Consider the following 25,912-nt stretch of genomic DNA (forward strand, 5'->3'; position numbering starts at 1 on the left):
TTCCATTGTGCCGTGGCCAGAGTGGATATCCCCAGTTCGCGGACACCGCGAACCGCCGGCAAACCTGCGGTGGCAACCTCGACCCATGAACTGGTTACCCTTTCGCCCGCAAGACCCGGGACCCGGAACCGATGCTCGGTTCGTTCCGCAGTCCCTGGAAGCTCCGCCCGGGGAGCCTGCACCGCACCGTGCTCAACGCCGAGCAGTCCATGGGGGCGACCGCGGGGGACCGGGCTGCGTGCTGGTGAGCGACGACGAGGAGCTGGTGGCGCAATGCGCCCTGATTTCGCTGGGTGCGGCGGTCAGGATTTCCCGGTGTGCCAGCGACTCGCCGCTGATTCGTGACGCCGAGGGGCCGGTGCTGTGGGGTGTGGATGCAATCGGACCGGCGTTGGCGGGCTCTGCCCGGTGCGATGTCCTGGTGGGCGTCGAGGCGCAAGCGCAAACCCTGTGGGAAGCGGCCAGCCAGCTGCCCCAGGCCAGGGTTGCGGTCCTTCCCGGCGCGAGCCAGTGGCTGGGCGAGTATCTGGGGCTGTGGTGCATGAGATCGGGTCATGGGCATACCGTGGCGTTGGGTTCACGGGCGGGCGGGCTGGGTACCAGCACCCTGGCCGTACTGCTGGCCCATGCCGGAACGCTCAGCGGACTGCACAGCCTGGTCGTGGATCTGGACCCCCATTCCTGCGGGCTGTGGCCGCGGATCTGCTCCCAGCCGCCCTCCGGGATCGGCTGGGAGGAATTGGCGGCTTCGGGAGGAGCGTTGGCTTCGCACCAATTGGTCGAGGCGCTCCCGAGCGTCCGGGGAACAGCAGTGCTCACCTGGTCTGGAACTCCGCCACCGGGTCCGGTGGACGGACCCTTGACAGCCCGGCTGTTGACAGCCGCACGGCAGGGGTTCGACTTGCTGGTTCTTGACACCGGGAGGACACCGCATCACGAAGCAGAGACGATAGGCCACTTCACGGACCGGCAGATCATGGTGTGCGATGCGGCAAGCATCCCGCCGCACGGCGACTACGTGCTGCGTGCTGAACACGCAAGAGCACCTGCCTGGGCGGAGAACCGCTCCCTGCTGGGGAGCGTGGCCCATGCGACGTCGATAGAACGGGCCGTTGCACGCGGGGACCTGCTCGATGCCCTCAGGTCCCGACGGCTGAGGCAGCAGCTGGCCGACTTGCGCCTGCTACCGGCAGCCACCGAGGAGACGGGGCTGCGAGGCGCGCCATGAGCCCCGGACGCCATTCGCCATCACCGCCACATTCCGCCCGGCCGAACCCGCTGGACACGCGCATCCTGGAGTCGGTCCGGGACCGTGCCTTGGCCAGCGGCGGAGAATTGGACACCATCTCGCTGGCGAGCGCCGTCCACGATTCGGGCACCGCCCTCGGCGCCCGCGGTGCGACCGAGTCATTGAAAGCCCTGCAGGACGAGGTCGCCGGCCTATCGGTCCTTGAACGATTCGCCCAGCGTCCGGGGATCACGGATGTGCTGGTGGACGGGCAAGGCCAGGTATGGACCGATTCATCCCGGGGACTGGAACTTACGGGATTCCGCTTCGCGTCCCCCGAGCAGGTGCGTTCGCTGGCCGTGCACCTGGCGGCCATGGCCGGACGGCGGTTGGACGCGGCCAGCCCCTTCATGGACATGAGCGTCAAGAATTATCGGGTCCATGCGGTACTTCCGCCCATCGCCACCGAAGGCCCGCTGATTTCCATCCGCGTGAAAACCCGACAGCTGCTCGACTTGGACACCGTCCTCGCCCAGGCGCCTGGTTTCTGGCCCACGGTGCTCCGCGAGATCATGGGACGACAGCTGAATTTCCTGGTCACCGGCGGTACCGGCAGCGGCAAAACGACGCTGCTCCAGGCCATGCTGGCGCAGGCAAGCGACAAGCAACGGCTGGTGATCATCGAAGACTCCCACGAGCTGGTGGTCGACCACCGCCATGTGGTGAGCCTGCAGACCCGCTCGGCGAACGTCGAATCCGCCGGGCAGATAGAACTCCGGGACCTGGTGGTCCAAGCATTGCGCATGAGACCTGACCGGCTGGTCGTCGGGGAGTGCCGAGGGGCGGAGATCCGGGACTTCCTCGCGGCCATGAACACCGGCCACCAGGGAGCGGCCGGCACCCTGCATGCAAACCATCCCGAATCCGTGCCGGCACGCTTGGCCGCGTTGGGTGGCTTGGCCGGGTGGGGGCTGCAAGCCACCTCGCTTCAGGCCGCCAGCGCCTTGGACCTGATCATCCACATGCGTCGGCAGCCGTCCGGAGCGCGCTCGCCGGTAGCGCTGGGAAGCTTGTCCACCGATTCGAACGACCGACTCGGCGTGCGCATGCTGGTCGACATGGGAACGCGGAACCGTCCCGATGCCCGCAGCCTGGAGCTGCTGCGGGAGAAACTCGGCGACGAGGCCTCGGCCGAGGTCGCACGGTGGCACGCGGGCCGTGCCGGGAGGGAGCAATGATGACTGCGGTGCTGCTGTTGCTGCTGGCCGGGCTCTGGCTGTGGTGGACCCCGCGGTCGGCTTCCGGCAGGGCAACGGATTCCGGCCTGCTGGGCAGCTGGAAGCTGCGCGCAGCCTCGGACGGCGCCCAGCAGCAGGAGCTGAGTCGAGACGCCCACGTGATCCGCGAGCTCTCTGCGTTGTTGCGCAGCGGCTTGATGTTCCCGCAGGCTCTCGAAGCGCTGCTGCAGATACGCGCGGAGCCGTGCCCGGTCCTGGACGCACTGCGCCGGCTGGCAGCGCAGGCCAGGTTCCACGGCGAACAGGCCATTGAAATCGAACATTCCGCGGGGCACAAGGACGGCGGGTCGGTGCAACGGCTGTCCTGGTGCTTGGATCTTTCAACGCAGACCGGAGCCCCGCTGGCCGGGGTGCTGGATCAGCTGGCAGAGGATCTGGAAGCGGAGCTGCTGGCACGGCAGTCGTTCGACGCGGCCATGGCCGGCCCCAGGGCTACCACGCGGTTATTGACCTGGCTGCCGGTGGGAGGACTCGGCGCGGGGTTCTTGCTCGGCATCGATGTGGGTTCCACCTTGCTGACCTCGTGGCCCGCGCAGCTGAGCATGGCGGCAGGCGCCGGACTGTGGGCGCTGAACAGGATCTGGTGCCGCCGGTTGCTCGCGGCGACGACGGCGCAGGCCCTGAAATGACTGCAGCGGCTCTGCTCTGCTTGTTATCCGGAATTCTCTTGTGGAATACCCGGGGGTCCGCCACGGTCCGCAACCCGGAAAGGCAAGGGCAAGCCGTCTCGGCCCGAAGCAGGAAGACGTATGAAGGCAGCGAACCCATCGACCTGGTTCTGGACCTCGGCGCGAGCCTGATGGAATCAGGGCTGCCCATGACCACGTTGCTTGACTCGATGGGGCGCTGCATCCCGCAGTGCGCCGCGTTGCGGACCGTGGCCAGATGCCTGGAGATGAACATGGAATGGGAGAAGGCCTGGGAACCGGCGCCACGCTGGCTCGCTCCGTTGCAGCGTTCCCTGGGATTCGCCCATGCCACCGGTGCTCCGGCGTCCGCGCTGCTGCGGAATACCGCCCAGCTGCAACGCAGGGAACGGGCCCAGCATGTCGCCCGATGCGGTGCGCAGTTCGCCACCAGGCTGGTGCTGCCGCTGGGGGTCTGCGCGCTTCCAGCCTTCATCGCCTTGGGTGTGGTGCCGCTGATCATTGCGTTGTTCCCGCATCTTGCCTGATTCCTCGCTGGCAAGTTATGCCCACCTTGCGGCCGGCCGCAACCGCGTCAGGGATAGTACTGCGAGCCTGAAAGCACCATCACCGCCCCAGCCGGGGACGGACTCGATGCAACCCGACCGAAAGGAACCGACATGAATAGCACCCTGAGCAGGCTGCGCGAAGGGCTCGATGAGGAGCAAGGCTCAACCACCGCAGAATTCGCCATGGTCACCCTCGCCGCCGTGGCTTTCGCCGGCCTGCTGATCAGCATCTTGTCCAGCGGCGACGTGCGGGGCATGCTCATGGGCCTCATCAGCAAGGCCTTGAGCCTGTAGGCCATGGACGTCATGGACGAACGCGGCAGCAGCACGGCGGAGTTCGCCGTGCTGCTGCCGGCCATCGCGCTCCTGCTGTCGCTGCTGTTGTGCCTCGGGGTCCTGGGGATGCACCAGATCCAGGTCCAGCAGGCGGCCGGGGCCATGGCCAGGGAACTTGCCCGCGGCGAGGACCCCGGCGCAGCCCGGGCACGGGGCATCCAGCTGGCCGGGACCTCGGCCCGCTTCTCGGTGGACAACGGGGGAGGGTACGCCACGGTTACGGTGGCGAAATCCGTGGACCTGCCGGTGGTGGGGCCGGTCGAGGTTCGGGGCACTGCAAGCGTGGCGAACGAACAATGAGTTGCGCGGAGTTCGGCTCGCAACGGGGAAGCAGCACCGTCGCGGCTACCGCCCTGGCCATCACCGCGCTGCTGTTGGCCGCCGGCATTCTTGCTTGGTCGGCGGTGACCCGAGCGGCGATGCAGGCCGCCAGCGCGGCGGACCTGGCGGCCCTTGCTGCGGCGGATACCGCCCGAGGATTGCGCGTCGGGGATCCCTGCGCCGCCGCCGGGCTGCTGGCCTCGGCCAATGACGCACGACTGGATTCCTGCACCGTCGAAGCCGACGGCACCACCGTGCGTGTTCAGGTATCGGTGGCGATTACGTTTTCCGCGCTGGGAATCGAGTTCCCGGCGGCCTCCGCCCAAGCCCGGGCCGGTGCTCCGCCGCTGACCCGGGACTAGCCGAATCCGTTAGAAGTGGTGCCGCGGCTGGACATCCTCCAGCACGGCGCTGAGCAGCAGCACCGCCCCGGCCTTGTCCAGCGGGTTGTTCCTGTTGCCGCATTTCGGGGATTGCACGCAGCTGGGGCAGCCGCTGCGGCATTCGCAGGCTTCAATGGCATCCCGGGTGGCCCGCACCCAGGTGGAGAACTTCTCGAAGCCGCGCTCGGCAAATCCCGCGCCTCCAGGCTGCGCGTCATACACGAAGATCGTGGGATGGCCGGTGTCCATGTGCAGCGCGGTGGAAACCCCTCCGATGTCCCAGCGGTCGCTGGTGGCCACCAGCGGCAGCAGGCCGATCATTGCGTGTTCGGCGGCGTGCAGGGCGCCGGGGAATTGGTCCACGGTCAGGCCCGCGCGCAGCAGCCGCTGCTCGGTCAAGGTGAACCAGACGGACTTGGTGTGCAGGTCCCGGGCTTCGAGGTCCAGCGGCTCCTCGGAGAGCACCTCGTTGGATGCGATGGATTTGCGTTGGAAGGAGACCACCTGGGTGGTCACGATGACTTCACCGAAGAAGATCTCCAGCTCCCGATGCTTGCTGGTGCGTTCCTCGGATTCGATGGCCACCGTGGTCAGGTCGCGGGCAGTGGTGTAGTAGTCGGGGTTCACCCTGGTCACGACCACCACGTGGTTCTGCTCGTCCAGTTCCTCCACGTGGTAGCTGGCGCCCTGGTGGACGTAGATGGCCCCAGGGTGCGCCTGGTAGTGGCTCTGCGGTGAGTCCATGGTTCCCAGCAGCGCTCCGGTTTCCGCATCGATGATGTCCACCGGCCCGCCGCCGTCGGCGCGGATGGAGAACATCCCGGCCGCGTGCTGCGGGTGGGTCCAGAACCATCCCGCAGGCCGGCGGCGCAGGTAGCCGCGCTGCACCAGGGAATCAAGCAGCGCTTCGGTCTGCGGGCCGAAGATTTCCAGCTCTTCGGGGCGCAGCGGGTTCTCCTGGGCCGCCGCGCACAAATGCCCGCTGAGCACGTACTTGTTCTGCGGATCGAACACGGTAGCCTCGACACCGAGGTCGAAGATGGCCTCCGGGTGGCTGACCAGATAGGTGTCCAGCGGATCTTCGGCGGCCACGAAGAGCGCCAACGCGTCCTGGCCGGAGCGGCCTGCCCTGCCGATCTGCTGGAAGAAGGATGCACGGGTTCCGGGCCAGCCGGCCACCACCACGGCGTCCAGGCCCGAGATGTCGATGCCCAGTTCCAGCGCTGAAGTGGAAGTCACGCCGAGCAGCTCGCCGGAGCGCAGCTTGCGTTCAACCTCCCGCCGTTCCCCGGGGAGATAGCCCGACCGGTAGGCGGCCAGCCTGACCGAGAGCTCGGGAGCGAAATTCTCCAAGTGCTTGCGCGTGAGGGTGGCGATGGTTTCCGCGCCGCGGCGGGACTTGATGAAGACGATGGTTCGCACGTGGTCCGCCATCAGGTCGGTGAGAATTGACGCGCTTTCGGCGATGGCGGTGCGGCGCAGCGGGGCGCCGTTTTCACCGGTGCGGTCGGACAGGGGCGGCTCCCAGAGCCCGATCACCAGTTCGCCGGAGGCGGAGAAGTCGCGCGTCACCGCCGACACCTCGGCGCCGATGAGTCGTCCGAAGGATTCTTCGGGATCGGAGCTGGTGGCCGAGGCGCCGATGAACACCGGATTATTGCCGTAGTGGGCGCAGATTCGGCGCAGCCGGCGCATCAGGTTCGCCACGTGGGCTCCGAAGACCCCGCGGTAGGAATGGGCCTCGTCGATGATGATGTACTTCAGCCGCTTGAAGAAGCGGGACCACGCCGGATGGTTGGGCAGGATGCCGCGGTGCAGCATGTCGGGGTTGGTGAAGACGAAGTTTCCGTGCTGGCGCACCCAAGCGCGGGTTGCCTGGTCCGTGTCGCCGTCGTAGGCGGCAGCCCGTACTCCCGGAACCTTGAGGGCTTCAACGGCCGAGAGCTGGTCGGCGGCCAACGCCTTGGTAGGGCAGATATACAGCACGGAGGCCTGGGCACCGGCGTCGTTGGCGGCAGCGTCCCGGGTGCGGAACAGCGCATCGATGGACGGCATGAGGTAGGCCAAAGATTTGCCCGAGGCGGTGCCGGTGGAGATGATCGTGTGCTTCCCGGCATGGATCAGATCCGCGGCTTGCACCTGGTGCAGCCATGGTTCATTGATGCCCAGCCCCTGGAACGTTGTTTTGACTTCGTCGGCCAGCCAGCCGGGCCACGGTGCGGTGATCTGGTCCTTGGCCGGGACGCTGCGGCGGTGCATCACGGCTTCCGGATCGTTGCTCCGGTCGTAGGGATCAAGCAGGGCACGCACAGACTTCACGAAACTCAGCCTTTCGAAGCCGGAACGGTGGGAAGCGCGGCGCTGGAGTCCGCGGTGTTAAAAGACTATCGCCGTCGCAGCCGGGAACGGCTGCAACGGCGAGAGGAAAGCCCTGAACTCAGGCTTTGAAGTTGACGACCTTGCCCAGGGAAGTCCATCCCAGGGAGGCGTAGAGCTTTTGACCGTCGACCGAGGCGATCAGCAGGCCCTCGTCCACGTCGTGTTCTTGGGCCAGCGAGGCCAGCGCACGCATGACCAGGGTGCCAAGACCCTTGCGGCGGAAGTCCGGGCCGGTGATGATGCGGTCGAAAATGGCGTAGCCTTCGACGGCGGAGACGTGGCCTGAGGCGGCGACGATTTCCTGGTTGTCTTCGGGGTGCAGCGAGACGTAGGCATGGGTGCCGTCGCGCTCAATCTGGAACATGAAACCTTCGGCGGGCAGCGGGACCTCGACGTCATGCACCGCCAGCTCGGTGACCATCAGTACCTCGTCGTCGGCGGCGACCTGCAGGCCGACCTCGGCTGCGGTGGCCAGCAGCTGCTCGACGGAGTCGTCGAACGCAGTCAAACGGCGGTTAGGGTGCTTCTTCAGGGTTTCGGCGACAGCGGCGAGCTCTTCCTTGGAAGGGCCGTAGATAACGTATTCCCAGTCCTCGGTGGTGTCGTGACGCAACGCTGCATGGACGCGTCCCTCATTGCGGGTCTCATAACCGCGGGCTCCCGCCCAGCCGGCGACCCAAGTGCCAATCAGTTCATCGCTTGCGTTTGATGCCATATCTTGACCCTACCTTGTCTTTCCTAGGAATTAGCTGACATTGCGCCAATCGTTGCCTAGTTGAAACGAAAGAATCCCCATTGCCCCCGGAAAAGCGCGCCGGAGAATGTGATTTTGCTCTTTCACCCGGCGTTTCATGCCGTTCAACCACTAAACTTGTGGTGTGGCCATTGAACGAATTGTCTTGTATTACGCATTTACTCCGCTCCCCGACCCGGAGGCCGTCCGCCTGTGGCAGCGTTCGCTGCTGGAACGCTGGGGACTGCGCGGACGCATCATCATCTCTAAAGACGGCATCAACGGAACCGTCGGCGGCGAGCTGAGCGCCGTGAAGAAGTACGTGAAAGCGACCCGCGAATTCCCCGCCTTCAAGAAGATGGACATCAAGTGGTCCGAGGGCTCCGCTGCCGACTTCCCGCGCATCTCCGTCAAGGTCCGCGACGAGATCGTCACCTTCGGTGCTCCGGGGGAGCTCGAGGTCGACGAAAACGGTGTCGTGGGCGGTGGAACGCACTTGCGCCCCGAGGAACTCCACGAACTGGTGGAAGCCAAGGAGCAGTCAGGCTCCAAGGTGCACTTCTTCGACGGCCGCAACGCCTTTGAAGCCCAGATCGGCAAGTTCAAGGACGCCATCGTCCCCGAGGTGGACACCACCCGGGACTTCGTCGCCGAACTGGATTCAGGGAAGTACGACCACCTGAAGGACCAGCCCGTGGTCACCTACTGCACCGGCGGGATCCGCTGCGAGGTGCTCTCCGCCCTGATGGTCAAGCGCGGTTTCCAAGAGGTTTACCAGATGCAGGGCGGCATTGTCCGCTACGGCGAGAAGTACGGCGACGCCGGCCTTTGGGAGGGCTCGCTGTACGTCTTCGACAAGCGCATGCACACCGAATTCACCGATGAAGCGGTGACTATCGGCGAATGCGTGGGCTGCCAGGGTCCGACGAACAAGTTCGAGAACTGCTCGAATCCTTCATGCCGAAATCTGCGGCTGTTCTGCGAGGACTGTGCCCAGGACGAGAAGCTGCGCACCTGCCCGGACTGCAGCATGGCAGCCGATTAATAGGCAAAATACCAGAAGGGCGGCAGGCGACCGGAGATCCGGCGGCCTGCCGCCCTTTGCCGTTCCCGGAAGGGGCGGCATGGATTGCTGCTTATCCGGCCTGGACGGTGGCTTCCGGCCACAGGCCGAGCGAGGCGTCCTTGACGTCGGTTTCCTCGGTTTCATGTTTGTAGACCTTCAACCCGCGGGCCTCGTAGTTCGGCAGCGCGGCCGGACCGTCCAGCGAGCAGGTGTGCAGCCAGACGCGACCCACCGGCGGCAGCCCGGCGGTGCGCGAATCCACCTCCCAGGCCTGGCGCAGCACTTCGGTCAGCAGCAGGCCGCCCAGGCCCTGGCCGATGGCCTGCGGGAAGAGCCCGAAGTAGAAGACCTCGACTTCGCTGCGTCCCTCGGCCACTTCGGTCACCAGCTCCACATATCCCTGCGGTGCGCCGTGGCGGTACAGCACCCAGGTCTCAGAGCCGTTTTTGCGCAGGACGGCGTCCCACTGCTCGCGGGTCGAATCCAGCCGGTCGGCCCAGTTCAGGTCGCTGCCCACGCTGCGGTAGAGGAACTTGGAATACTCTGGCGAGATGTCCTGCACCAACTCGATGCGCACGTCCTGGGGCGTGGGACGGGAGGAAGGCTTGATTTCCTCGGGGGAGAGCAATTGCAGGTAGGTAATCGTGACGTTGGTCATGACCTATATTTTATGCAGGCCGGGCAGGAAAGTTCGCATCCGTTCCCTGCATGGGTACTCGGTAGACTGGTGGGTGTGAATGCCGCCGAATTTTCAGCCCTTGAAGACGCCCCGCAGAGTTCCGATCTGCAACTGCTCGAACGACTCGCCGAAGACCTGACCGCAATCGGGTTCAACTACGGCGACGTCTCGCAGCTGCTGGGCGATGAAGCCACCGCGGCGCTGGCCCGCGACCAGATCCTGCCGGCCCTGCGCGTAATCGAGCGGGATGCTGCGGAAACCGAGCTGGCCTGCGCCTTCCGGATTTTCCAACTGGGCCGGACCGAGGCGGCCGCGGCGCTGAACCAGGCCTTCCCGAGCGTAAAGGTCGACGGCTTGCTGAAGCTCGGGCTGATCGAGCCATGGGCTTCGGGATACCGCGCCACCGTCGCGTTGACGCTGCACTCCTCGGATGCCGACGGCGAGCTGTGGGTGGCCCACGATCTCGGAGCGCACCAGCGTCCCGGCGTGCTGCGCACCGACCACGTGTTGGGCATCGGCCAGGCGTCGCTGACCCTGGCCCAGATCACGCTGCGTGAAAAGGTCGACCGCGCACTGGATCTGGGCACCGGCTGCGGCATCCAGCTCTTCCACCTGCTGGGCCACGCCAACCACGTCACCGCCACCGACCTGTCGGCCCGTGCGCTGGCGTTCACCCGTTTCAACCTGCTGCTGAACCACAAGGTGCTGCAGCTGGATCCGCGCAATCTCCAGGAACGCGTCAGCCTGCTGCGCGGCAGCCTGTTCGAACCGGTGGCAGGGCAGAAGTTCGACCTGATCGCCTCTAACCCGCCGTTCGTGATCACCCCGCGCCGCGCCACCGAGCGCGAGAAGGACCGCTTCACCTACCGTGACGGCGGCATGTCCGGGGACCGCTTGGTCAGCACGGTCATCGCCCAGGCGGGGGACTTCCTGAACCCCGGCGCATCGATGCAGATGCTTTCGAACTGGGAGATTCATCGTCTGGATGATGAATCGAATGAACCATGGGACCTTCGGCTCAAGAGCTGGTTCCCCGAGGACCTCGACGTGTGGGTCATCGAGCGCGAGCAGACTACCCCGAGCGTTTACGCCGAAACCTGGCTGCGCGACGCTTCGCAGACCGAGGAGAGCTCCTCCTACGCCGCCGCCTACAACGCCTACCTGAATGATTTCGAATCGCGGGGAGTGGGGGCGATCGGTTTCGGACTGGTGTACTTCCGCAAGTCCGCCACCGGTACTGCGGCCCTGCGGCGCTTCGAGCAGATCACCCACCCCATCGAGCAGCCGGTGGCAGGCACCCTGCAGCGAGATATCGCGATGGCCGACGAACTGGCCGCGGCGGGAGAGGGCTTCCGCGACTGGCGTCTAGTGGTGGCCGACGACGTCACGGAGGAACGCCACCAGCGCCCTGGTGCCGAGCATCCCGGAGTGATCCTGCTGCGCCAGGGGGCGGGGCTGCGCCGCACCGAACTGTTGGATACGGCGCAAGCGGGTTTCGCCTCCGCCTGCGACGGGGATTTGTCGGTCTCGCAGCTGGTTAACGCGCTTGACTCGCTGATCGGGGAAGGCGAGGAAGACTTCACCGGACGGCTTTATGAAGCGGTGGCCCGACTATTGCGACATGGCCTGCTTCGAAAAATGTGAAACAAGCGCTAAAGTTTTTCGGTATGACAGGGAACACATACCAGGAGCACGCTTTGGCGACGCAGGACGACAAGGGCGCTGTTCCGCAAGTCGTCTCCATTACCGATCCGCAGGCGATCCGGGCCCTGGCTCATGATGCACGCTTGATCGTGCTTGACGAACTTTTCGCTTCGCAGACCACGCGCACCGCCACGGAGCTCGCATCGCTGTGCGATTTGACACCCAGCGCCATGAGTTACCACCTGCGCGCGCTGGAGAAATACGGCTACGTCATCCGTGCAGCCAGCGAGGGTGACGCCCGCGAACGACGTTGGCGCGCCGCGGGTGAACGCCTCGAGCTGAACACCCAGATTGACTCCGCCAACGCAAAGACCGCGTACCTGAATGTGCAGTTGAACGCATTCAGGACACGCCTGAATGACGAGGTGCAGCGCCGCGAGGCGGAAGCGAAGGCGGGCATCGCCCCGTCGCCGGACCGGCCGCCCATGCTGACTAGCGGATTGGTCTTCCTCTCGGAGGAAAAACAGCTGGAGTTCAACCGCCGACTGCTGGACCTCGTCTACGAGTATGAAGCCATGGCCACGGCCGAGGAACGCAGCATCGACTCACAGCGTATGTTCTACTTAATCTCGTTGCTTCCCGAGTACCCGAGCGTCGGGGAGGCTAAGTCCTAGAAATATGTCTGGCGCAGGATCTTTCGATTTTCGGTGTAATATCATCGGGAATTGGGCCTCGCACTGCAGGCTCAATGAGTCAAAGCTGCGCTGGCGGCATGAGGGGCACCCCATTGGGGCTCCGGCATGCCGCGTTGTCTGAAGGAGAGCCGTGCCCGCCAAGGCCAAGGAAAAGACCGGTAAGAAACTCGTCATCGTCGAGTCTCCTGCCAAGGTGAAGTCGATCGCCAAGTATTTGGGTGAAGGCTTCGATGTGGACGCTTCGGTAGGCCACATCCGTGATCTTCCGCAGCCCTCGGAACTTCCCACCGAGCTGAAAAAGACCTCGGTCGGCAAGTTCGCCGTCGATCTGGACAACGATTTCGAGCCGTATTACGTTGTCTACCCGGACAAGAAGAAGCGCGTCTCCGAGCTGAAGGCAAAGCTCAAGGAAGCCGACGAACTCTACCTCGCAACCGATGCGGACCGCGAAGGCGAAGCCATCGCGTGGCACCTGCTGCAGGTGCTCAAGCCCAAGGTTCCGGTGCGCCGCCTGGCCTTCACCGAAATCACCAAGGAAGGCATCGCCCGCGCGCTGGAAAACATGCGCGAACTGGATACCGACCTGGTCGACGCGCAGGAAACCCGCCGCGTGCTGGACCGCCTCTACGGTTACGAGATCTCCCCGGTGCTCTGGCGCAAGGTCGCACGCGGCCTGTCCGCCGGCCGCGTGCAGTCCGTGGCCACCCGCCTGGTGGTGGAGCGCGAGCGCGAGCGTATGGCCTTCATCTCCGCCGGCTACTGGGACATCAAGGGCACCTTCGCCACCGGCAACGGAGAGTCCTTTGCAGCCAAGCTTTCCTCGGTGGACGGCGCCCGCGTAGCGTCCGGCCGCGACTTCGACGACCGCGGCCAGCTCAAGACCGCGCGCACCAAGTTGGCGCACCTGGACCAGGCCTCGGCCGAATCGCTGGTGGCCAACCTGGCCAACACCGACTTCGCCGTTACCTCGGTCGAGGACAAGCCGTACACCCGCCGCCCGGCGGCCCCGTTCACCACCTCCACGCTGCAGCAGGAAGCCAGCCGCAAGCTGCGCTGGAGCTCCAAGCTGACCATGCAGATCGCCCAGCGCCTGTATGAAAACGGCTACATCACCTACATGCGTACCGACTCGGTGTTCCTGTCCAACGAGGCAGTGACCGCGGCCCGCAAGCAGGCCACCGAGCTGTACGGCGCGGACTCAGTCCCGGAGAAGCCGCGCGTCTACAAGGCCAAGTCCGACGCCGCCCAGGAAGCCCATGAGGCCATCCGCCCGGCCGGCGACATGTTCCGCCGCCCGACCGACGTACGCTCCGCGCTGTCCAAGGACGAATACGTCCTTTACGAACTGATCTGGAAGCGCACCGTCGCCTCGCAGATGGCCGACGCCAAGGGCTTCACCGCCACCATCAAGCTCGCCGGCACCGCCAGCGACTCCCGTGTGGCAGAATTCTCCGCCTCCGGAACCGTGATCACCTTCCGCGGCTTCCTGTCCGCCTATGAGGAAGGCAAGGACCAGGAGCGTTCGGAAAACGCCGAAGCCGAGAACGCCGAAGCCCGCCTTCCGCAGCTGTCCGCGGGCCAGCCGCTGGCCGGAGACGAGCTGACCGCGCTGGGCCACGAAACCACCCCGCCGGCCCGCTACACCGAAGCATCGATCGTGGCCGAGCTGGAAAAGCGCGAGATCGGCCGTCCATCGACCTACGCGCCGACGATCTCCACCATCATGGACCGCGGCTACGTCACCAAGCGCGGCGGCGCCCTGGTCCCGAGCTGGATCGCATTCTCCGTCATCCGCCTGCTTGAGGAGCACTTCGCGCAGTACGTCGACTACGACTTCACCGCCCGGCTGGAAGACGACCTGGACGAGATCGCCAAGGGCCAGCGCGCCCGCACCGACTGGCTGAACCTGTTCTACTTCGGCAAGGACAACACCGAGGGCCTGAAGCACGTGGTGGAGAACCTGGGCGACATCGACGCCCGCGCCATCAACTCCATCAAGATCACCGATGACATCACCCTGCGCGTCGGCAAGTTCGGCCCGTATCTGGAACGCGCCCTGCCCGAAGGCGCAGAGGAAGGCACCGAGCCGCAGCGCGCCAACGTGCCCGAGGACCTGGCGCCGGACGAGCTGACCGCGGAAAAGGCCGAAGAACTGTTCGCCAACTCCCAGGTCTCGGAGAAGGAACTGGGCGTCGACCCGGCCACCGGCCGCAAGATCGTGGCCAAGGACGGACGCTACGGCGCCTACGTCACCGAGGTCATCCCGGAGCTGACCGAAGAGGAAATCGCGGCCCAGCCGGTCGAATACTACAAGAACGGCAAGCCGAAGCCGCCGAAGAAGCCGGCCAAGGTCAAGCCGCGCACCGGCAGCCTGTTCAAGTCCATGTCGGTGGAGACCGTGACGCTGGATGACGCGCTGAAGCTGCTGAGCCTGCCGCGGGTGCTGGGCGCGGACGCCGAGGGCGAAGAGATCACCGTCCAGAACGGACGCTTCGGCCCGTACCTGAAGAAGGGCAGCGACTCGCGCTCCATCGAGACCGAGGAGCAGATCTTCACGATCACCCTGGACGAGGCGTTGGCCATCTACGCGCAGCCCAAGCAGCGCGGCCGCCGCGCCGCGGTGCCGCCCCTGGCGGAGTTCGGCGTGGACCCGACCAGCGAGAAGAACATCGTGGTGAAGGACGGACGCTTCGGCCCGTACATCACCGACGGCGTCACCAACATCACCGTTCCGCGCGGCACCTCGCTGGAGGAGCTGACCCGTGAGCAGGCCATCGAGCTGCTGGCGGACAAGCGCGCCCGCGGCCCGGTGAAGCGCACCGCTGCGAAGAAGGCGCCGGCCTCCAAGGCCCCGGCCAAGAAACCGGCGGCCAAGAAGGCCCCGGCGAAAAAGCCGGCCGCGAAGAGCACCGAGAAGTAAACCGAGCACCACCCCGTTGAGGAGCGCACCATGAGACTAGGCGTACTGGATATCGGATCCAATACCGTGCACCTGCTGCTGGTCGATGCGTACCCCGGCGCCCGCCCGGTGCCCTATGCTTCGCATAAGCGTCCGCTGTCGCTGGTGCGCTACCTCAACGACTACGGTGCGATTACCGAAGAAGGCCAGAACGAGCTGATCTCGTTCATCTCGGAGGCTGCCGAGTTTGCCAGCAGCCACCAAGTGGAAGACTTCATGGCCTTCTGCACTTCCGCCATCCGCGAGTCCTCCAACGGCCACGCGGTGCTGGAACGTGTCAAGCACGAGACCGGAGTCACCCTGCTGGAACTGTCCGGCGAGGAAGAAGCCGGGATGACGTTCTACGCGGTGCGCCGCTGGTTCGGCTGGTCCTCGGAGTCCATCCTGAACCTGGACATGGGCGGAGGGTCCCTGGAACTGGCCTTGGGCACCGACGAGTTCCCACAAGTGGCGTTCTCGGTGCCGCTGGGCGCCGGCCGGTTGACCCGCGAATGGCTGCCCAACGACCTGCCGGGCATCAAGGAAGTGCGCGAGCTGCGCAACTACGTGCGCGACGTGCTCACCGACCCGACCACCGAGCTGCGCCAGTACGGCAAACCCACCCTGGCCACCGCCACCTCAAAGACCTTCAGGTCGCTGGCCCGCATCACCGGAGCCGCCCCGAGCACCGAGGGGCCCTACGTCAAACGCGTGCTGCACCGGGACGCGCTGAAGATCTGGACCAATCGCCTGACCGCCATGAGCTGGGCCGAACGCGCCGAACTGCCGGGCGTTGCGGAGATCCGCGCGCCGCAGCTGCTGGCTGGCGCGATCGTGGCCCACGAGGCCATGAGCGCGCTGAAGCTGAAAACCGTGCGCATCTGCCCCTGGGCGTTGCGTGAAGGATTGATGCTCAGGCGTTTTGATCACGTGATGTTCGACTCTACGACCCCGCTCAGTAGTAGCGTTGGGGTAGGGGAAGTTGCCTTGGGCTCCACCGTCCGGCAGATGGCGGAGAAGCAAAACTAGGTATCCTCGGATATAAGCGATCGGCGTCAGCCGGTTCGGTTAGGAGGGCATGACCATGGAAGTACATTCACCCGCGAAAGTCCCGGTGACGCTCTCAAGTGCCTCCGTCTACCCGCTGACGGTCCACGATGCCTTTGCCATGGCCAAGGACCTCGGCTATGACGGCCTAGAGGTGCTGATCACCGGCAACGCGGCCAGCCAGTCGGCGACCGCGTTGCGGGCGCTGATGGACAAGTACCAGCTGCCCATCATGGCGATCCACGCGCCGACCCTGCTGCTGACCCAGCAGGTCTGGGGATCGGCCTGGGCCAAGATCGAGCGTTCGGTCATCCTCGCGCAGGCCGTGGGCGCCGGCGTTGTGGTGGCCCACCCGCCGTTCCGCTGGCAGGGCAGCTACGCGGAGGAATTCGCCGAAGGCGTGCACCGCATCACCGAGAGCACCGGAATGAAGATCGCGGTCGAGAACATGTACCCGTGGCGCGCCCGCGGCCGCGAGGCCAAGATGTACCTGCCGCACTGGAACCCGGTTCCGCAGTCCTACCAGCACGTCACCTGGGATTTCTCGCATGCGGCCATTGCCAACATGGACTCGCGCCAGGCCATGGAGGACCTGGGCACGCGCCTGGCCCATGTGCACCTGTGCGACGGCCTGGACAACGGCAAGGACGAGCATCTGGTTCCGGGTCTGGGAACCCAGCGCGTCTCCGAATCGCTGCAGTACCTGCACGAGAGCGACTGGGAGGGCGTGATTGCCGTGGAGGTCTCCACCCGCAAGGCCAAAAACGCCGGCCAGAAGGAAGAATGGCTGGGCAATACCTTGCAATTCGCCCGGGAGCACTTCAACGTCAGCAAAGATCCCAAGCCAGTGGCAAAATAGCCATATGAGCGAAGCAACCAGCAATCTGAAACTGTCTTTCCTTGGCACCGGTTCCATGAACGGCGCCATCCTGCGCGGCATCCTGGCCTCGGGCCACGACCCGAAGCTGGTCACCGCCACCGTGCGCAGCGAGAACCGCGTGGATGAGCTGCGCGAACTGGGCATCACCGTGCTGGTCAATTCTCAGGACGACGAGGCGAACCGAACCGCCGCCGCGGAGGCCGACGTGATTTTCCTGGGCGTGAAGCCGGTGGGCATCACCGAGCTGTGCGCGGAGATCGCGCCGGCGCTGAAGCCCGGGACCGTGGTGGTTTCGGTTGCCGCGGCGATTACCCTCGCCTCGATGCAGGACAAGCTGCCCGCGGGCCAGCCGGTCATCCGCTCCATGCCGAACACCCCGCTGATGGTGGGCGCCGGCGTGGTGGGCATCTCCCCGGCCGGCACCGTCAGCGATGAGCAGGTCCGGTCCGTGACCGACCTGCTCTCCGGGTCGGGGGACGTGCACGTGATCGACGAACAGCAGCAGAACGCCCTGTCCGCCATTTCCGGCTCCGGGCCGGCCTACGCCTTCTACCTGGCCGAAGCCATGGCCAAGGCAGGCATTGCCCTGGGATTGGACGCCGAGCTGTCTACCAGCATCGCCCGGGCCACCGTGGCCGGCGCGGGCAAGATGCTCTCGGATGCCCAATCGGATCCAGCGGCGCTGCGCAAGGCAGTCACCAGCCCGAACGGCACCACCGAGCGCGCCATCGCCGCCTTCGACGAGGGCGGCATCCCGGCCATCATCGAGGCCGGTGCCCGCGCGGCCGCCGAACGCGCCGCGCAGCTGAGCCGCGAACTGGGTTAGCCCGCACGCTGCGCCGCCCGCTGCCCGGCAGGGGACCCCGCGGGTCTAGGGCCGGGCAGCGAAGCGTTCGAGCAGGTCCACGTGCCCGGAGACGATCAGCATGTCTCGCCGGGTGACCATGGTGTCGGGCACCGCGTAGGTGAAGTCCTCGCCGGGGGACTTCACCCCGACAATGGTGATCCCGTATTTCGAGCGGACCTGGGACTGGGCCAGCGTGAAGCCCTGGGTTTCCTTCGGCGGGTACATCTTCACGATCGCGAAGCCGTCGTCGAATTCGATGAAGTCCAGCATGCGTCCGCCGACCAGGTGCGCGGCGCGGACCCCGGCGTCCGCCTCCGGATAGATCACGTGGTTCGCGCCGATGCGGGTGAGGATCTTGCCGTGGGACGGGGTGATGGCCTTGACCCACAGGTGCTCGATGCCCAGGTCCACCAGGTTCACCGTGATCAGCACGGAGGACTCGATGGAGGTGCCCACGCCGACCACCGCGGAGGAGAATTCCTGTGCGCCGAGCTGGCGCAGCGCGTCGATGTTGGTCGCGTCGGCGGAGACCACATGGGTCAGCGTGCTGGCCCACTGCTGGACCAGTTCCGGGCTGCGTTCAATGGCCAGGACTTCGCGCCCCTGCTTGACCAGGGTTTCGGCGACCGATGCGCCGAAGCGGCCCAGCCCGATGACCAGTACCGGGGCGTTGTGGTCCATGTTCTTGTCAGCCAATGATCGGCCTTTCTTCCGGGAGCTTGTACAGCGTATCGCGATGCCGCATGGTCAGGGCGCTGGCCAGGGTGATGCTGCCGATGCGGCCGGCGAACATCAGGGCGCTGAGCACGTATTTGCCGGCAGGCGGCATCTCCTGGGAGACACCGGTGCTCAGCCCCACCGTGGCGAAGGCGGAGATGGACTCGAACAAGGCCCGCGAGATGCCCACCTGTTCATCGACGGTCACCAGCAGGCCCGTGGCCAGCGCGACCAGCGAGGCGCCCAGGGCCACGACCGAGATGGCCACGCGCATGGTTTCCTCGGGGATGCGTCGGCCGAAGGCTCGGGTCTCGCTGTCGCCACGCACCTCGGCCATGATGGCAAGGAACATCACGGCGATGGTGGTGACCTTGATGCCGCCGGCCGTGGAGGCCGAGCCGCCGCCGGCGAACATCATCGCGTCCGTGATCAGCATGGTGACCTCGTGGATGTCGTTCTGGTCCACCAGGTTCATGCCGCCCGAGCGCATCATGACGGAGGAGAACAGTGCGTGGATCAGCTTGTCGGACATGCTCAGCGTGCCGATGGTCTTCGGGTTGTTCCATTCCGCCAGCAGCCACAGCAGGGAGCCGGCGACCAGCAGGATGGTGGTGACCAGCAACGTCAGCTTGGTGTGCAGGTTCCACTTCCTGGTGTTGAAGCGGTTGGCCAGCAGCACCATGATCACCGGGAAGCCCAGCGAGCCGACGAACACGCCGGCCATCAGCGGCCCGAGGATCCACAGGTCAGTCTCGTAGGGGACCAGCCCGTCGGAATGGGGAGTGAAACCGGCGTTGTTGAACGCGGAGATCGCATAGAACACCCCGTGCCAGATCGAGGAGAGCAGGCTCTCGCCGAGGATGTAGAAGCGCGGGATCAGGAACAGCGCAATCAGCGCCTGCAGGCTGATGGCCGTCAGGATCACGATGCGCAGCAGCGAGCCCACCTCGCCCAGCGCCGAAGCCCCGGAGGTGTTCATCGAGTTCTGCGCCATCAGCTTGGCGCGCACGCCGAGCTTGCGGGAGACCGCCAGCGACATGATGGATGCCAGCGTGAGGATGCCCAAGCCGCCGATGAAGGTGCCGACGATGATGATCAGCTGGCCCAGGAAGGACCAGTGCTCGGCGGTGGAGACCGTGGTTAGGCCGGTCACGCAGACCGAGGACACCGCGGTGAACAGCGCGTCGTGCAACGGCGTGGGCCTGCCGCTGGAGGAAGCGAATGGCGCGGCCAGCAGCGAGGTGAACAGCGTGATCACAATCAGGAAGGCGCCCAGGGTCAGGCGGGCGGGGGAGCGGATGGTGAAGTTGGCGATTGAGGTGCGAATCGCCAGCCACCTGCGGCGCGCCTCGTCGCGCGATTCGCCTGGCTGCCTTCCGGCGCCCGGACCGCTCATGCTGCTCATTGGAATAGGCTCGGTCTTTCCCGTAAAAATGAATGTCTGGAAACCTTACTCCATGTAATTTACGCGTTTGACGGCAACTTCGCCCGTCCAACGGTCGGATCTGGCGGCGCTGGAGCAATCCGGGCGCCATAAATGCATGAGTTGCATCACGATCAGGTAGCCTGAAATTGTGTTAGAGCCCCAGCATGCCCCACGACCAACGATGGTGATGTGGGACGAGAAGTACCTGAAATACAAATTTAGCGACTGGCACCCGATGCATCCGGCTCGCCTGGAGCTGACCTATCGGCTCAGCGAGCAGCTGGATGTCTTGGGCGGGCCCAACGTTAGCATCGAACCTCCAGCGGTTGCGGAAGATTCCGTGATCGCCACGGTGCATGACCAGTCCTTCATCGACCAGGTACGCAAGGTCAGCCTTGATCCCAGCATTGTTGCCGAGGAGTTCGGGCTGGGCACCGATGACGATCCGGTGTTCGCCGGCATGCACGAGGCCGCGGCGCGCATCGTGGGCGGATCGGTCATCGCTGCGGATGCGATCATGGACGAAACCACGGTGAGAGCCGTCAATTTCGCCGGTGGCATGCACCACGCTGCACGCAGCAAGGCCAGCGGCTTCTGCATCTACAACGATGCGGCCGCCGCCATCCACCGCCTGCTCGAGCGCGGGGCCCGGCGTGTGGTGTACATCGATGTCGACGCCCACCACGGCGACGGCACCGAATCGATCTTCTGGGACGACGACCGCGTGCTGACCATTTCCATCCACGAATCGGGCCTGAGCCTGTTCCCGGGCACCGGCTTCGCCAACGAGATCGGCGGACCCAAGGCCGAGGGCAGTGCCGTGAACATCGCGGTCCCGGCCATGACCTCGGATGCCGGGTGGATGCGCGCCTTCCACGCGGTGGTCCCGCAGCTGGTGCGCGCATTCAAGCCGGAAGTGATCGTCTCCCAGCACGGCTGCGACGCGCACCGGGATGACGACATGACCAATCTGAAGCTGTCGGTTGATGCCCAGCGACAGGTGGCCTTGGATATTTCGCAGCTGGCAGACGAGCTGTGCGAGGGCCGCTGGCTGGCCACCGGCGGCGGCGGCTACAACGTCACCGCGGTTGTGCCGCGCACCTGGACGCATCTGACGGCGATCGTGGCCGGCAAGCCGGTACCGCTGCGCACCTACGTGCCCGAGGAATTCCGCCGCTATGTGCTGGAAACCTACGGCCGGGCGATGCCCTACCTCATGGGGGACGACGCCCAGCTGTGGTGGCGCAACTGGGAAGTGGGCTACGATCCCGCCGACCCGGTGGACCGCTCCATCATCGCCACCCGCAAGGAAGTATTCCCGCTGTTCGGGCTGGATCCCTGGTTCGACTAGCGGACAACGCGCCGGCCCGGCGCCAAGGGCCGGTGCGTAGGGAATTGTGCATGGCTGCGGTCATGCGGGGACATATGCCTACGTTGCAGATCGGTCATATGCCGCTAGGGTTATGTCTGTGGCTATTGATGAAGTTTTTTCTGCGTTGGCTGAGCCGACGCGGCGCAGGATTATTGAAGCACTGAAATCTGAACCCAAGGCAGTGGGCGCATTGGTGACCGAGCTGGAGATTTCCCAGCCGACGGTTTCCAAGCACCTGAAGGTGCTGCGCGAGGCGAACCTGGTCAGCATGACGGCGGCCGGGCAGCGGCGCATCTACAGCATCGACACCGAAGCGGTCGAGGTGCTCGTCGGCTGGTGTGCCGAGATCCTGCCGATTCCGGAATCCCAGGAACAGGCCGTGGGAGTGCCCGGCAACGAGGCGCAGGTCGAGCTGGCGGACGCCGCTCCTGCTGCGCAGCATCTGGGCCGGAGTGTAGGCCGCGGGCTGGAACAAGTCACGGGACGAGCCCAAGAATTCTTCGAGAAGCTACCACGGTTCGGGCGCCGCCGGTAGACATTTGACCAGTAGATGGGGTGCCGAGCCTACAAAATGGCTAAAAATTTACGTTACGCGGACATTCCTGTTTTGTAACGTGAAATTTTCGTTCAGATTGCCTTGCATGGCATTCTCGTGTCTGGGGCAGTGACGCCGGGTATCTTGTGGCCCTGTCACGGCCCGTGCCTGCCCCAAGTGATGAGGAGAGAAACTTGGATAAGCACTTAGCGACGATTCGCGACGAAGTCTTCCGCCGCAATCCCGGCGAAGCAGAGTTCCACCAGGCGGTCACCGAGGTTTTTGAAAGCCTTGAAGCAGTATCGCTGAAGCACCCTGAATACGCCGAAGCCGCCATTCTGCAGCGTCTGTGCGAACCTGAACGCCAGATTATTTTCCGTGTTCCCTGGGTCGACGACAACGGCAAGGTCCAGATCAACCGCGGCTTCCGCGTTGAATTCAACTCTGCACTGGGCCCCTACAAGGGCGGGCTGCGCTTCCATCCATCCGTGTACCTCGGCATCGTCAAGTTCCTCGGCTTCGAGCAGATCTTCAAGAACTCCCTGACCGGCATGCCGATTGGCGGCGGCAAGGGCGGCTCGGACTTCGACCCGCGCGGCAAGTCCGACGGCGAAGTCATGCGCTTCTGCCAGTCCTTCATGACCGAGCTGTACCGCCACATCGGTGAATACACCGACGTCCCGGCGGGCGATATTGGTGTCGGCGGCCGCGAGATCGGCTACCTGTTCGGCCAGTACAAGCGCATCACCAACCGCTATGAATCCGGTGTGCTCACCGGCAAGGGCCTGTCCTGGGGCGGCTCGCTGGTCCGCCCGGAGGCGACCGGCTACGGCGCGGTCATCTTCACCGAGGAAATGCTCAAGACCCGCGGCCAGTCCCTTGACGGCCAGCGTGTCATCATCTCGGGTTCGGGCAACGTGGCGCTGCACGCCATCGAGAAGGCGCAGTCCCTGGGCGCCAATGTCGTCACCGCCTCCGACTCGGGCGGGTTCATCGTGGACGAAGCAGGCATCGACCTGGACCTGCTGCGCCAGATCAAGGAAGTCGAACGCGGCCGCATCTCCGAGTACGCGGAACGCCGCGGCAGCAAGAAGGTCAAGTACGTCGACAGCGGAAACGTCTGGGACGTGCCGGGTACCGTGGCCCTGCCATGCGCTACCCAGAACGAGCTGGGGGCCGCCTCGGCCAAGAAGATGGTTGCCGCCGGCACCATCGCCGTTGCCGAAGGCGCCAACATGCCCACGACCGCCGAAGCGACCTCGGTCTTCCAGGATGCCGGTGTGCTCTTCGGCCCCGGCAAGGCCGCCAACGCCGGTGGCGTGGCGACCTCTGCGCTGGAAATGCAGCAGAACGCCAGCCGCGACTCGTGGTCCTTCAGCCACACCGAACGTCGGCTGGGTGAAATCATGGTCGGCATCCACGACCGCTGCGCGACCACCGCAGAAGAGTACGGAATGCCGGGCAACTACGTGGCCGGCGCCAACATTGCCGGCTTCGTCAAGGTCGCCGACGCCATGCTGGCCCAGGGCCTGATCTAGCGCCTTCTACCCGCCGAATCGCCTGCAGCCCAGAGTATCTGAAGTGGAAAACACTTCAGATACTCTGGGCTGCTGTCGCACCCCCGGCAAAAAAGTCGGATTGACCGTGACACGTGTGTGTTTCGTGATGCGAAAGTTATGAAAGTGCGACTAGACTGGTACAAAGCAAACGTGAATCCGATCGCCGGTGTTGATCCAAAGTCGTGTAAGTTCACGTGTGCTAGTCACGCGACGAACAAGAGATCAGCGTCAGGAGAATATCCCGCATGCAGGATAAACAGAATTTTGCAGGAGCCCGTTTCATGACGGTGGCCGAGGTGGCCGACATGATGCGCGTTTCCAAAATGACGGTTTATCGTCTGATCCACGCGGGCGATCTGCCTGCGGTTCAGTTTGGTCGCTCCTATCGCGTTCCGGAAAACGCCGTAGAAACCTATCTGCAGTCTGCGGCGATTGATCCGCAACGTGGTACGGGTTCCCTCGGTCGATAAGCCAAGCGGTGGTCAGAGCATGGCCGAAAAGCGGGTAATCTATTAAGGAACGTTTAACGTCCGGTCAACCTTGCCGTGTGCTTCGGCGCAGGGGGAGCATCGAGGTTGGCGCATTTTAATTAGTTTGTGAGGAACCAATATGGGCTCTGTTATCAAGAAGCGCCGCAAGCGTATGTCGAAGAAGAAGCACCGCAAATTGCTTCGTAAGACTCGCCACCAGCGCCGCAACAAGAAGTAGATCTACTTCGAGCAGCTTGCCGCTTGGCATTCATCGCCACCGCATCAGGATTCTGTCCTGGACGGTGGCGATTGCTTTATCCGCAGAACGCCGTAGGAGCCGCTCTAACGGCCGCTGCGGTCCTTGAACGACCGCTTGGCGGCCCAGATGAATCCGATGACGCCTGCGGCCTTCAGGCTGAACTTGGCGGCGCGCTGCCCGGTGCGGAAGTCGTAGACCTGCCAGCCGCGGCGCTTGGCATAGGCACGCAACCGCGCATCCGGATTGATGCAGACTGGATGCCCCACGGCTTCGAGCAGGGGGACATCGTTGTAGGAGTCGGAGTAGGCCCACGACTTGGACAACTTGATCCCGCGCTCCTTGGCCAGGGCGCGGACCGCCTGGGCCTTCTCCGCTGCGTGGAGGATGGGGCTGGCCAGCGCACCGGTATAAACTCCGTCGACGCTGTCCACCACGGTGCCCAGGGCGCCGGACAGCTTGAGCCGGTCGGAGATGACGTTGGCCACTTCCAGCGGCGTGGCGGTGACAAGCCAGACTTCGCGGCCTACCGTCAGGTGCTGGTGGGCGATGGCGACCGTGCCGCGCCACAGCTTGGGTTCGATGTACTCGTCGAAGATCTCGTTGCCGATTTCCTCGATCTCGGAGACCTTGATGCCCTGGGCCATGAGCAGCGCGCGGTCCCGGATCTGGTGGATATCTCCCAGATGCTCGCCGCGGGCGGCGAAGCGCAGTTGCTTGAGCGCGAACCACAGGATTTCCCGCATGCGGAAGAACCGGTGCTCGTGCAGCTTGCGGGCCAGGAGATAGAGGGAGGCCCCACGAACCAAGGTGTTGTCGACGTCGAAGAATGCGGCGACGATTTCGGGATGCTGCTCGGGTTCGGACGCGAAGGCTGAATCGATGGAAGACATTTGCTCCAGTTTATTTCATCGCGAAGTTTAAGACCCGTCGGGGCTCATGAGAATATGAAGGGGTGAGTACATTGCATGAGATTCAGTTGTTGGTGCGCCAGGGATGCCACCTTTGCGAGGCCGCACGGGCGACCGTCAGCAAGGTCACCAATCGACTGGGGATGCAGTTCACCGAGCTGGACATCGACAGCGATCCCGAGCTGCTCGAACGCCACCATGAAGAAGTTCCGGTACTGGTGATCGACGGACAGGTCAGGGATTTCTGGACCATCGACCCTGTCCGTCTTGAACGTCTGCTCAGCAGCTGATGAATACGACTGCGCGCTACCAGCGCGTCTTGGGGAATCGTACCGATCGGGGGACGCAGCATGTCCGAGCTTGAAGCAAAGGTGCTTCCCGAAGCCACGGTTGCACGCTTGACGCAGTATCTGAGGGCGCTGAACGCCCTTGAATCTCGCGGCCTGGAGCGCACCAGCTCCGGGGTGCTGGCCAAGGAAGCCGGCGTGAATCCGGCGATCCTGCGCAAGGACCTGTCGTGGCTGGGCTCCTACGGCACACGAGGCGTGGGCTATGTGGTCCGCGAGCTTTCGGAACACATCAACAACACGCTGGGCCTGAACCGGGACTGGCGAGTACTGATCCTCGGCGCCGGCAACCTCGGCCGCGCGCTCAGCGGTTATGCAGGCTTCACCACCCGCGGCTTCAAGGTCCGGGCGATTCTTGACGTCTCGCCTGAACTGGTCGGCACGGAAGTCGGGAACCTGCGCGTCGAGCCGCGCAACGATCTGGCCGAGGTGGTGCGCCGCGAGGAAATCAACATTGCGGTACTCGCGGTTCCCGGCGATGCGGCCCAGGACCTGGTCTACGAGTTGGGCGAGCTGGATGTGAATTCCGTGTTGTCCTTCGCGCCCAAGCCGCTGGTTGTTCCCCGCGGCATGAATCTGCGCAGGGTCGATTTGTCCACCGAGCTGCAGATCCTGGCCTACCTGGCAGTCCAACCATAATCTTTTCCGAC

The 25,912-nt window shown here is 64.8% G+C and carries 27 protein-coding genes; 21 read left to right on the forward strand and 6 right to left on the reverse strand.

The genetic code is table 11. The features are described from left to right. Positions 1-85 precede the first annotated feature (85 nt). The 7 genes from IEY43_RS11575 to IEY43_RS11605 all read left to right on the forward strand — a co-directional run bounded on the left by IEY43_RS11575 (position 86) and on the right by IEY43_RS11605 (position 4,740). Entirely contained in the window at positions 86-1,228 is a 1,143-nt protein-coding gene (locus IEY43_RS11575) for a CpaE-like family protein (protein WP_188948750.1), read from the forward strand. Then, on the forward strand, positions 1,225-2,466 hold the full coding sequence (locus IEY43_RS11580) for a TadA family conjugal transfer-associated ATPase (RefSeq protein ID WP_188948751.1): 1,242 nt from the start codon (positions 1,225-1,227) through the stop codon (positions 2,464-2,466). Before IEY43_RS11575 ends, IEY43_RS11580 begins: the two co-directional genes overlap by 4 nt. Beyond that, positions 2,463-3,155 (forward strand): type II secretion system F family protein, encoded by a 693-nt coding sequence (locus tag IEY43_RS11585; protein ID WP_188948752.1) that lies wholly within the window; start codon positions 2,463-2,465, stop codon positions 3,153-3,155. The genes IEY43_RS11580 and IEY43_RS11585 overlap by 4 nt, the downstream gene beginning before the upstream one ends. A 170-nt stretch (positions 3,156-3,325) precedes the next feature. After that, positions 3,326-3,700 carry a type II secretion system F family protein gene (locus IEY43_RS11590; protein ID WP_268240066.1) on the forward strand — a complete coding sequence of 125 codons (375 nt, stop codon included), beginning with the start codon at positions 3,326-3,328 and terminating at the stop codon, positions 3,698-3,700. A gap of 132 nt (positions 3,701-3,832) precedes the next feature. After that, a complete protein-coding gene (locus IEY43_RS11595; RefSeq protein ID WP_188948754.1) occupies positions 3,833-4,015 on the forward strand; it encodes a DUF4244 domain-containing protein in 183 nt (60 codons plus the stop codon). A 3-nt stretch (positions 4,016-4,018) separates the two neighbouring features. Then, positions 4,019-4,357 (forward strand): TadE family type IV pilus minor pilin, encoded by a 339-nt coding sequence (locus tag IEY43_RS11600; RefSeq protein ID WP_188948755.1) that lies wholly within the window; start codon positions 4,019-4,021, stop codon positions 4,355-4,357. After that, positions 4,354-4,740 (forward strand): Rv3654c family TadE-like protein, encoded by a 387-nt coding sequence (locus IEY43_RS11605; RefSeq protein WP_188948756.1) that lies wholly within the window; start codon positions 4,354-4,356, stop codon positions 4,738-4,740. Before IEY43_RS11600 ends, IEY43_RS11605 begins: the two co-directional genes overlap by 4 nt. Positions 4,741-4,749: 9 nt before the next feature. Here IEY43_RS11605 and sftH read toward each other — a convergent pair whose 3' ends face one another. Both sftH and IEY43_RS11615 read right to left on the reverse strand, forming a co-directional pair. Beyond that, entirely contained in the window at positions 4,750-7,080 is a 2,331-nt protein-coding gene (sftH, locus tag IEY43_RS11610; RefSeq protein ID WP_374189864.1) for a DEAD/DEAH box helicase, read from the reverse strand. Between the two features lie 118 nt (positions 7,081-7,198). Then, positions 7,199-7,855 carry a GNAT family N-acetyltransferase gene (locus IEY43_RS11615; RefSeq protein ID WP_188948757.1) on the reverse strand — a complete coding sequence of 219 codons (657 nt, stop codon included), beginning with the start codon at positions 7,853-7,855 and terminating at the stop codon, positions 7,199-7,201. Between the two features lie 163 nt (positions 7,856-8,018). On the opposite strand from IEY43_RS11615, the gene trhO reads away from it, so the two are divergent. Next, a complete protein-coding gene (gene trhO / locus IEY43_RS11620; protein ID WP_188948758.1) occupies positions 8,019-8,918 on the forward strand; it encodes an oxygen-dependent tRNA uridine(34) hydroxylase TrhO in 900 nt (299 codons plus the stop codon). 91 nt (positions 8,919-9,009) lie between these two features. Here trhO and IEY43_RS11625 read toward each other — a convergent pair whose 3' ends face one another. Next, the gene (locus IEY43_RS11625; RefSeq protein WP_188948759.1) at positions 9,010-9,597 is read right to left on the reverse strand and encodes a GNAT family N-acetyltransferase; all 588 of its coding nucleotides are present in this window, start codon (positions 9,595-9,597) and stop codon (positions 9,010-9,012) included. 75 nt (positions 9,598-9,672) lie between these two features. Here IEY43_RS11625 and IEY43_RS11630 point away from each other — a divergent pair, with 75 nt between their 5' ends. From IEY43_RS11630 to proC, 6 genes are all read left to right on the forward strand, one after another. Next, on the forward strand, positions 9,673-11,262 hold the full coding sequence (locus tag IEY43_RS11630) for a DUF7059 domain-containing protein (RefSeq protein ID WP_188948760.1): 1,590 nt from the start codon (positions 9,673-9,675) through the stop codon (positions 11,260-11,262). 23 nt (positions 11,263-11,285) lie between these two features. Continuing rightward, positions 11,286-11,936 carry an ArsR/SmtB family transcription factor gene (locus IEY43_RS11635; protein WP_188948761.1) on the forward strand — a complete coding sequence of 217 codons (651 nt, stop codon included), beginning with the start codon at positions 11,286-11,288 and terminating at the stop codon, positions 11,934-11,936. A gap of 151 nt (positions 11,937-12,087) precedes the next feature. Then, positions 12,088-14,877 (forward strand): type I DNA topoisomerase, encoded by a 2,790-nt coding sequence (gene topA / locus IEY43_RS11640; protein WP_188948762.1) that lies wholly within the window; start codon positions 12,088-12,090, stop codon positions 14,875-14,877. Positions 14,878-14,907: 30 nt separating this feature from the next. Then, a complete protein-coding gene (locus IEY43_RS11645; RefSeq protein ID WP_188948763.1) occupies positions 14,908-15,924 on the forward strand; it encodes a Ppx/GppA family phosphatase in 1,017 nt (338 codons plus the stop codon). Between the two features lie 55 nt (positions 15,925-15,979). Next, complete coding sequence (locus IEY43_RS11650) at positions 15,980-16,801, forward strand: sugar phosphate isomerase/epimerase family protein (protein WP_374189865.1); 822 nt, start codon at positions 15,980-15,982, stop codon at positions 16,799-16,801. 4 nt (positions 16,802-16,805) lie between these two features. Further along, the gene (gene proC, locus IEY43_RS11655) at positions 16,806-17,648 is read left to right on the forward strand and encodes a pyrroline-5-carboxylate reductase (RefSeq protein ID WP_188948765.1); all 843 of its coding nucleotides are present in this window, start codon (positions 16,806-16,808) and stop codon (positions 17,646-17,648) included. A 45-nt stretch (positions 17,649-17,693) separates the two neighbouring features. On the opposite strand, the gene IEY43_RS11660 is transcribed toward proC, so the two are convergent. Together IEY43_RS11660 and IEY43_RS11665 are read right to left on the reverse strand one after the other, a co-directional pair. Then, on the reverse strand, positions 17,694-18,350 hold the full coding sequence (locus IEY43_RS11660; RefSeq protein WP_188948834.1) for a potassium channel family protein: 657 nt from the start codon (positions 18,348-18,350) through the stop codon (positions 17,694-17,696). 7 nt (positions 18,351-18,357) lie between these two features. Beyond that, positions 18,358-19,791 carry a TrkH family potassium uptake protein gene (locus IEY43_RS11665; protein ID WP_188948766.1) on the reverse strand — a complete coding sequence of 478 codons (1,434 nt, stop codon included), beginning with the start codon at positions 19,789-19,791 and terminating at the stop codon, positions 18,358-18,360. A 202-nt stretch (positions 19,792-19,993) separates the two neighbouring features. Here IEY43_RS11665 and IEY43_RS11670 point away from each other — a divergent pair, with 202 nt between their 5' ends. From IEY43_RS11670 to IEY43_RS11690, 5 genes are all read left to right on the forward strand, one after another. After that, positions 19,994-21,163, forward strand: coding sequence for an acetoin utilization protein AcuC (locus IEY43_RS11670; RefSeq protein ID WP_188948835.1), 1,170 nt, complete (start codon positions 19,994-19,996; stop codon positions 21,161-21,163). Positions 21,164-21,281: 118 nt separating this feature from the next. Next, on the forward strand, positions 21,282-21,719 hold the full coding sequence (locus IEY43_RS11675) for an ArsR/SmtB family transcription factor (RefSeq protein ID WP_188948767.1): 438 nt from the start codon (positions 21,282-21,284) through the stop codon (positions 21,717-21,719). 194 nt (positions 21,720-21,913) lie between these two features. Continuing rightward, positions 21,914-23,257 carry an NADP-specific glutamate dehydrogenase gene (gene gdhA, locus IEY43_RS11680; RefSeq protein WP_188948768.1) on the forward strand — a complete coding sequence of 448 codons (1,344 nt, stop codon included), beginning with the start codon at positions 21,914-21,916 and terminating at the stop codon, positions 23,255-23,257. A gap of 266 nt (positions 23,258-23,523) precedes the next feature. Continuing rightward, the gene (locus IEY43_RS11685) at positions 23,524-23,748 is read left to right on the forward strand and encodes a helix-turn-helix domain-containing protein (protein ID WP_047119816.1); all 225 of its coding nucleotides are present in this window, start codon (positions 23,524-23,526) and stop codon (positions 23,746-23,748) included. Between the two features lie 139 nt (positions 23,749-23,887). Beyond that, a complete protein-coding gene (locus tag IEY43_RS11690) occupies positions 23,888-23,986 on the forward strand; it encodes a 30S ribosomal protein bS22 (protein ID WP_005504750.1) in 99 nt (32 codons plus the stop codon). Positions 23,987-24,090: 104 nt separating this feature from the next. Here the strand turns inward: IEY43_RS11690 and IEY43_RS11695 are convergent, their stop codons facing one another. Continuing rightward, a complete protein-coding gene (locus IEY43_RS11695) occupies positions 24,091-24,897 on the reverse strand; it encodes an HAD family hydrolase (protein WP_188948769.1) in 807 nt (268 codons plus the stop codon). Between the two features lie 62 nt (positions 24,898-24,959). Between IEY43_RS11695 and IEY43_RS11700 the strand changes: the two genes are divergently transcribed. Both IEY43_RS11700 and IEY43_RS11705 read left to right on the forward strand, forming a co-directional pair. Next, a complete protein-coding gene (locus IEY43_RS11700; RefSeq protein ID WP_308425059.1) occupies positions 24,960-25,205 on the forward strand; it encodes a glutaredoxin family protein in 246 nt (81 codons plus the stop codon). A 60-nt stretch (positions 25,206-25,265) separates the two neighbouring features. After that, the gene (locus IEY43_RS11705; RefSeq protein ID WP_188948771.1) at positions 25,266-25,901 is read left to right on the forward strand and encodes a redox-sensing transcriptional repressor Rex; all 636 of its coding nucleotides are present in this window, start codon (positions 25,266-25,268) and stop codon (positions 25,899-25,901) included. The last annotated feature ends 11 nt before the right edge of the window (positions 25,902-25,912 follow it).

This window comes from Glutamicibacter protophormiae (assembly GCF_014647495.1).
GTDB lineage: Bacteria > Actinomycetota > Actinomycetes > Actinomycetales > Micrococcaceae > Glutamicibacter > Glutamicibacter protophormiae.